The following is a 7,292-nucleotide window of genomic DNA, read 5'->3' on the forward strand; positions in this document are numbered from 1 at the left end:
TTACCCGCGGTACGGCACGCGCAAGAGTCGCGCACGGCCCACGTCGTTCCCGTACGTGATCCACACGCCCGCGGCCCTTGCGACTTGTGGAACTCGTTACTACCTTCGGTCGTATATCTGATGGACCGTCAGACAACTTATGACACGTCAGACCTGGAGTGCCGATGCCCTGTCCCGCGCTTCCCGAAGGCTTCGACTTCACCGATCCGGACGTCTACCAGGACCGCGTCCCCCTCCCGGAACTGGCCGAACTCCGGCGGACCGCCCCGGTGTGGTGGAACGCCCAGCCGCACAACACCGCGGGTTTCGGAGACGACGGCTACTGGGTGGTGACCCGGCACGCGGACGTCAAGGCGGTGTCGACCAACCCGGAGGTCTTCTCCTCGTACACCAACACCGCGATCATCCGCTTCAACGACCGGATCAGCCGCGACCAGATCGACGTGCAGCGCTTCATCATGCTCAACATGGACCCGCCCGAGCACACCCGGCTGCGGCAGATCGTCCAGCGCGGCTTCACCCCGCGGGCGATACGGGCCCTGGAGGACGCGCTGCGGGCCCGCGCCCAGCGGATCGTGACCGGCGCGGCGGAGGCGGGCCGGGGGAACTTCGTCACCGACGTCGCGTGCGAACTCCCGCTCCAGGCCATCGCCGAACTCATCGGCGTGCCGCAGGACGACCGGCTCAAGCTCTTCGACTGGTCGAACAAGATGGCCGCGTACGACGACCCGGAACTCGCCATCACCGAGGAGATCGGCGCCGAGTCGGCGATGGAGCTGATCTCCTACGCGATGAACATGGCCGCCGCCCGCAAGCAGTGCCCGGCCGCCGACATCGTCAGCAAACTCGTCGCCGCGTCCGACGAAGGCAGCCTCACCTCCGACGAGTTCGGCTTCTTCGTGCTCGTGCTGACCGTCGCGGGCAACGAGACGACGCGCAACGCCATCACCCACGGCATGCACGCGTTCCTGACCCACCCCGAGCAGTGGGAACTGTTCAAGGAGCGGCGCCCGGACACGACATCGGACGAGATCGTCCGCTGGGCCACCCCGATCGTCTCCTTCCAGCGCACCGCCACCCGGGACACCGAACTCGGCGGCGCGAAGATCAAGGCGGGCGACCGGGTGGGGATGTTCTACTCCTCCGCCAACAACGACCCAGAAGTCTTCGACGACCCGGGCACGTTCGACATCCTGCGCGATCCCAACCCGCACCTCGGGTACGGCGGCGGGGGCCCGCACTACTGCCTCGGCGCGAATCTCGCCAAGCTGGAGATCAACCTGATGTTCAACGCCATCGCCGACAATCTGCCGGACATCCGGCTGCTCGGCGACCCGCGGCGGCTGCGCTCGGCGTGGATCAACGGGGTCAAGGAACTGCGCGTCGACTACGGGGGCCCTCACCGTAGGTGAGAGCCCCCGTCCGTCCGCTGTCGTCAGCCGTCGGCCGCGCGCCTGCGCCCGCGCGCGGTCCGGTCCGGCTGCGGCGTCAGATGCCGGTCGTCAGCAACTGCCGTGTCATGTCGCGGTACTTGGTGAGCGCGATCCGCAACTCCTCGGTCCCGGTGCCGTCGCTTCCGTCGTCACCGTGCCACGACCCGCGCAGCGCGGTGCGCCGCTCCTCCAGCAACCGGGTCAGCCGCGCCGCGGCCTCGTCCAGTACGGCGTCCGCCTCGCGCACGGCGCGCTTCGGGTCGTCCACGAAGCCGCCGACCGCGCGGTCCATCCGCCGGCTCAGCCGGTCCACTTCCTCGGCCCCGCCGTCGGCCGCACCGGACGTGCCGTCCGTCGCGGTCGTGGACGTGTCCGTGTGCGCGGACGTGTCCGTATGTGCGGACTCAGGCGTGGAGGTGTCCGTACGTATGGACGCAGGCGTGGACGTGTCCGTACGCGTGGCCGTGGTCTCCGTCTCGGAGGCGGTGCCGGGCTTGGTGGCGAACGCCGAGGTCCCGGTGCCGGGACCGGACGTGCGCTCGGCCTCCGGCTCGGTCGCGGTGGTCCCGGTCGTCGACTCGGCGGGCGTACGCGGCGCCGGTACGGACGTGCTCGCGCTGGTACCCGTACCCGTGCCGGTCGTCGCCCGCCCGGTGTCGGAGCCGGAGGACCCGGCAGCCTCAGCGGTTTCGGCGGCCTCAGCAGTCTCGGAGGACTTGGAGGCCCCCGAGGTCCAACGGGCCGACGTGCCCGAGCCGGTGGAGGAAGCCGCTTCGGGCTCCTTCTCCCGCTGTTCGGAGAACTCGGACCTGTCCAGTCTGCCGGGCCTGTCGGTCCCGGACGACGCCTTGGAGGCGGCCCGGCTCCCGGTGCCGGTCTCGGCCTTGTCGGCCTCGGACTCGGACCCGGTCCCAGTGCCGGTCCCGCTCCCGGTCCCGTACGTGGTCGTCCGGGTCTTGCCGGACCCGATCCTGTCCGTGCCGTTGCGCTCCGTGCCGGTCCGGTCCGCGCTGCTGCGGTCCGTGCCGGTCCTGTCGGTGCCGGTCGCGGCCTTCTCCGCCTCGGTCTTCTCGGCCTCGGCCCGGTCGGTACCGGTCTTCTCGGTGTCGCGGTCACTCATCGCTTCATCTCCCTGTCCGTGGTCCTGCTGAGCCGACTCGTCCGGCCGGCGCAGGGTGGTGCACCCCGCTTGGGGGGTCGAGCGGCGCCCAGCCGAACGTCACAGACGTTCGTCCGCGTCGTCGTGCTCCCGCCGCCCGCCGCTAAGGGCCGCGAACCGGCCGCCGAGCGCACCGCGCCGACCGCCCGCCTTCGCGTCCTCGTCGGCCGCGGCGTCGTGCTCCACGACGGGCTCGTCGGCCTCGTCAGCCCGCTCCGTGGTGTTCTTCGTTCCGCGCGCGCTCTCGGTCATCAGCTCGTCGAAGAGCCCTCGCGCGCCCAGCAGCGCCTTGCGCAGGTCTTCCGTGGACTGCCGCTTCTGCGGCGCCGCGGAACCGGGGGCCCCTACGGAGTCGACCAGCGTGTGGGCCTGGCGGTAACCGTGCACCGCGTGCGGGTGGTGGACGGACAGCGCGTCGAAGTGCTCCGGCTCCCGCGCGGCCGGGAAGCCCCGGTCGGCGGCGATCTCGCCGATCAGCGCGTCGGCCTGGCCGACCGCCGCGACGGGCTCGTCCACGAACCGCGCCTGGAGCGCGGTCCAAGCGGCGGTGTACCGCTCCCGCTCCTGCTCGGAGACGGGTCGCAGTTCGAGGTCGCCGTGGCGCTTGACCCGCTCGGCGAGTTCCGCCCGGGTGGCCTTCACATCGCCGTCGTGCCGTTCGAGCACGCGGTCGTACTCGGGTCCGAAGCGATGCTTCAGCCGCGCTCCCGAACCCACACCTCCCGTACCGTCGCCCCTCATCACCAGGGTCGCGATCAGCGCCAGGACAATCAGCGCCACTACGACGATGGCTACAGTCGCTCCGGTGGACATGGCGTGCCTCCCGTTCCTACGGGTCGTCAGACAGTGACGTTCTCTCCCTGCTCGGCTTGCCACTGCCAGGCACCGCAAACGGACGGCTTCAGGACGACGGGCTCGAACCCTCAGGCCGGAGGCGTACCGCCGACCGCCGGCTGGTGCCGCGTACGGCCCTCGGGGCGGTCCCCGTCGCCGCCGCACAGTTCGCCGCTCAGCTTCGTGACCAGGGCGGCCAGGTCGGCGTGGGCGGCCGGGTCCCAGTCGCCGAGCAGATCGGCGAGGACCGTGCGCCGCGCCTCGGTCAGGCGTCCGGCCAGCGCGTGTCCGGACGCGGTGAGGACCAGCGGACCGCCGTCGCGTACGGCGAAGCCGCGGGACAGCGACTCGTCGGCCGCCGCCTCGATGACCTCGGCGGGCACAGTGGTACGGGCGGCCAGCTCGACCGGGTCGCCCTCGCCGTCGTGGGCCAGCCGCAACAGCAGCCAGCTCGTGGCGGGGTGGATGTCGAGCCCGGCCAGACCGGTGATCCGGGTGTAGAGGTCGCGGCGGGCTTCCCGGCTGCCGAGCAGCGAAAGGCAGCGGGCGATCTCGTCGAGCGAGGACCGCTCCACCGGGTTGGTGCCGAGCGTCTCGCTGGCGTCCGGCACGGTCACCGTGCCCCGCAGCGGCTGCTCCTTGAGCAGCCACGCCAGCAGGAAGCCGACCAGCACGATCGGCACCGCCCACAGGAAGACGGTGGTGATCGAGTTCGAATACGCGTGCAGCACGGGCCCCTTGACGGCCGCGGGCAGCTTGCCGACCGCCGTCGGGTCGGCCTGGAACTGCGCCGGATTGACCCCGGCGGGCAGCGACTTGCCCGCGAAGGCCGATGTCAGCTCGTCGGAAAGGCGGTTGGCGAAGATCGTGCCGAACAGCGAGACGCCGAAGGACGCGCCGATGGAGCGGAAGAAGGTGGCGCCCGAGGTGGCCGAGCCCAGGTCCTCGTACCCGACGGCGTTCTGCACGGCCAGCACCAGCACCTGCATCACCAGGCCGAGACCGAGGCCGAAGACCAGGAAGTACAGGCTCATCACCCAGGTGCTGGTCGTCTCGTCCAGGGTGTGCAGCAGGACGAGTCCGACGGCGATGACGCCGGTGCCCGCGATCGGGAAGACCTTGTAGTGGCCGGTGCGGCTGACGATCTGCCCCGACACCGTGGACGACAGCAGCATGCCGATCACCATCGGGATCATGTGCACGCCGGACAGCGTGGGCGAGAAGCCGTGCACGACCTGGAGGAAGGTCGGCAGGAACGTCATCGCGCCGAACATCGCGAAGCCGATGATGAAGGAGATCACCGAGCAGAGCAGGAACGTACGGTTGCGGAACAGCTTCGGCGGCAGCACCGGCTCCTGCGCGCGGCGCTCGATCGCCACGAACAGCGCGATGAGGACGACTCCGGCGACCGCGAGGCCGATGATCCCGGCCGAACTCCACGCCCAGGTGGTGCCGCCGAGCGAGGTCATCAGCACCAGGCAGGTCGCCGCTGCGGCGATCACCGCCATGCCGAAGTAGTCGATCCGGTGGGCCGTACGGCGGACCGGGATGTGCAGCACCGCGGCGATCACGGCGAGCGCGATGATCCCGATGGGGAGGTTGATGTAGAACACCCAGCGCCAGGAGAGCTGCTCGGTGAACACCCCGCCCAGCAACGGCCCGAGGACGCTCGCCGCGCCGAACACCCCGCCGAACACACCCTGGTAGCGACCGCGGTCGCGCGGCGGCACGATGTCGCCGACGATAGCCATCGACAGCACGATCAACCCGCCGCCTCCCAGGCCCTGGAGGGCCCGGAAGGCGATCAACTCGCCCATGTTCTGGGCGATTCCGCAGAGCACGGAACCGATCAGGAAGATCACGATGACGGTCTGGAAGAGCCGCTTCCTGCCGTACATGTCGCCGAGCTTGCCCCACAGCGGGGTCGCCGCGGTCGACGCCAGCAGATAGGCCGTCACCACCCACGACAGGTGGTCGATGCCGCCCAGTTCGCTGACGATCGTGGGCAGCGCGGTGGACACGATGGTCTGGTCGAGGGCGGCCAGCAGCATGCCGAGCGCCAGGGCGCTGATCGCGATCCGCACCGCTCGCTTGTCCTGGTGCTGCCCCGGCTCTGCCGCCGCCGGGCCCGCGGCGGTCGTGGTGTCCTGGGCCATGGAACGGCTCCTCGCGTCATCCCCCGACGGTCGGAACCTTATATTCCCACCATTTGTACGACTTTGGCCTCCGATACTCGCCCACTTGTGCGGTCAGCGGGCTGCGCTCGCCGCCGGAGGTCGGCATAATCGGCACGTCTTTGCGAATATGCGAAATGCGAACGACGGCCGGGAGGGGAACCAGTGGCGCCGCAGCCGGACGCTGCCCGCGAGGTGGACGCCGAGGCGTCCTCGGCGGGGATACCGGTCGTGCCCGGGGTGCCGCACGCTTCACCCGAGGTGACCGCCCCGCGGCCGCCGGCGCCGCCGCCGAGCGAGCTGGTGCCGCCGGGGGCCCTGGTCACCTGGGACGACTCGGCCGAGCCGGGCTCGCCCGGCCTCCCCGGCGAGCAGGACGAGGGCGGGGAGACGCGGGCGGCGGAGCGTTCCGCCGCGCGGGCCGCCGCGCTCGCCGCCACCGAGGGCTTCCACCCGCTGCGGATGCGCCCCTACGTCGCCGAGCCGGACGGCGAGGCGGGCGAGACGACCGTACGGCCACTGCTGGCGCCCGGCGACGGCGGTCCCGAGACCGCCGATGTCGGGCTGTTCGCCGCGCTGTACTCCGGCGTGGAGTACGCGCCGCGGGGGGACGCCGAGGCCGGGACCCCGGCCGCGTTCGCCAGGGCGGCGGCCGGGACGGGGCTGTACCAGGACCGGGGCAGGCACCGGCGCCGCAGACGGGGCCTGGTGGTGGCCGCGGCCGCGGTCGCCGCCTCCGCGCTGGCCGCGGGCGCCGTCGCCGTCACCGGACAGGTCATGGGCGACGAGCCGCGCACCGACCGGGCGCTGCCGCCGGACCGGACGTCCTCGATGCCGGATGTCGAGCTGCCGACGGAGTCCACCGCCGTCGTGGGCACCGTGGCCGTCGGCGCCCCGCGCCACACGCCCGCGCCGACCACGACCTCCGCCGCGCCGGTGGTGCCCGAGACCGCCACGGCGCCGCCGTCCCCATCCACGACGGCTCCCGCCGCCACCGGCTCCACGCCGTCGGCCCCCGCCGCGCCCACCACCACCGGCTCCACGCCGTCCGCCCCCACCGCGCCTGCCGACCCGGCCCCCACCACGCCCCCCGTCACCCCGACCTCCCCCGCCTCCAAGATCCTCCAGCTCGGCGACACCGGCGCCGCCGTCTCCGATCTCCAGCAGCGGCTCCGCGACGTGTGGGTCTACCACGGCCACGTCAACGGCTCCTACGACCAAGGGGTTCGCGAGGCCGTCGCCATGTTCCAGATCTGGTACGGCGTCCGCGGCGACCCCATCGGCGTCTACGGCCCCCAAACCCGCACCACCCTCGAACACCAAACCAGCTAGCGCCGCTTTCCGAGTATCGGGCGCCCCCGCAAGACCCCGGGCTCCGCCCCGACGCTCCCGCACCTCACCACCCGCCCCGGCGGGGCAGACCGGTTGTCCCCGGACCACCGGCCGGTGGGGGCTGGCCGCGCCGTTCCCCGCGCCCCTGACGGGGCGCACCCACTTTCGCCCAGGCGGCGAGCCGATCTTTCAAGGGGCGCGGGGCTGTGTTTAATCTGCGGCTGCCGCCGCGTGGGCGCGCCCAGCCACGACGCTCCCGCAGGTCACCACCCGCCCCGGCGGGGCAGACCGGTTGTCCCCGGACCACCGGCCGGTGGGGGCTGGCCGCGCCGTTCCCCGCGCCCCTGACGGGGCGCACCG

General features: G+C 72.1%; 5 protein-coding genes. 2 read left to right on the top strand and 3 right to left on the bottom strand.

What is annotated here, in order from left to right:
• The first annotated feature begins 164 nt into the window (after positions 1-164).
• A complete protein-coding gene (locus tag ACIQCJ_RS21705; RefSeq protein ID WP_391116527.1) occupies positions 165-1,412 on the top strand; it encodes a cytochrome P450 in 1,248 nt (415 codons plus the stop codon).
• A 76-nt stretch (positions 1,413-1,488) separates the two neighbouring features.
• On the opposite strand, the gene ACIQCJ_RS21710 is transcribed toward ACIQCJ_RS21705, so the two are convergent.
• The 3 genes from ACIQCJ_RS21710 to ACIQCJ_RS21720 form a co-directional block, all read right to left on the bottom strand.
• Positions 1,489-2,553: a hypothetical protein gene (locus tag ACIQCJ_RS21710; protein ID WP_402712259.1), complete on the bottom strand. Its 1,065-nt coding sequence runs from the start codon at positions 2,551-2,553 to the stop codon at positions 1,489-1,491.
• A 99-nt stretch (positions 2,554-2,652) separates the two neighbouring features.
• Positions 2,653-3,405, bottom strand: coding sequence for a hypothetical protein (locus ACIQCJ_RS21715; protein WP_355345432.1), 753 nt, complete (start codon positions 3,403-3,405; stop codon positions 2,653-2,655).
• A 110-nt stretch (positions 3,406-3,515) separates the two neighbouring features.
• The gene (locus ACIQCJ_RS21720) at positions 3,516-5,582 is read right to left on the bottom strand and encodes a DHA2 family efflux MFS transporter permease subunit (RefSeq protein WP_402712260.1); all 2,067 of its coding nucleotides are present in this window, start codon (positions 5,580-5,582) and stop codon (positions 3,516-3,518) included.
• A gap of 183 nt (positions 5,583-5,765) precedes the next feature.
• Here ACIQCJ_RS21720 and ACIQCJ_RS21725 point away from each other — a divergent pair, with 183 nt between their 5' ends.
• Positions 5,766-6,932, top strand: coding sequence for a peptidoglycan-binding protein (locus tag ACIQCJ_RS21725; protein WP_402712261.1), 1,167 nt, complete (start codon positions 5,766-5,768; stop codon positions 6,930-6,932).
• The last annotated feature ends 360 nt before the right edge of the window (positions 6,933-7,292 follow it).

It is taken from the genome of Streptomyces sp. NPDC093221, assembly GCF_044753885.1.
In the GTDB taxonomy this organism is placed as follows: domain Bacteria; phylum Actinomycetota; class Actinomycetes; order Streptomycetales; family Streptomycetaceae; genus Actinacidiphila.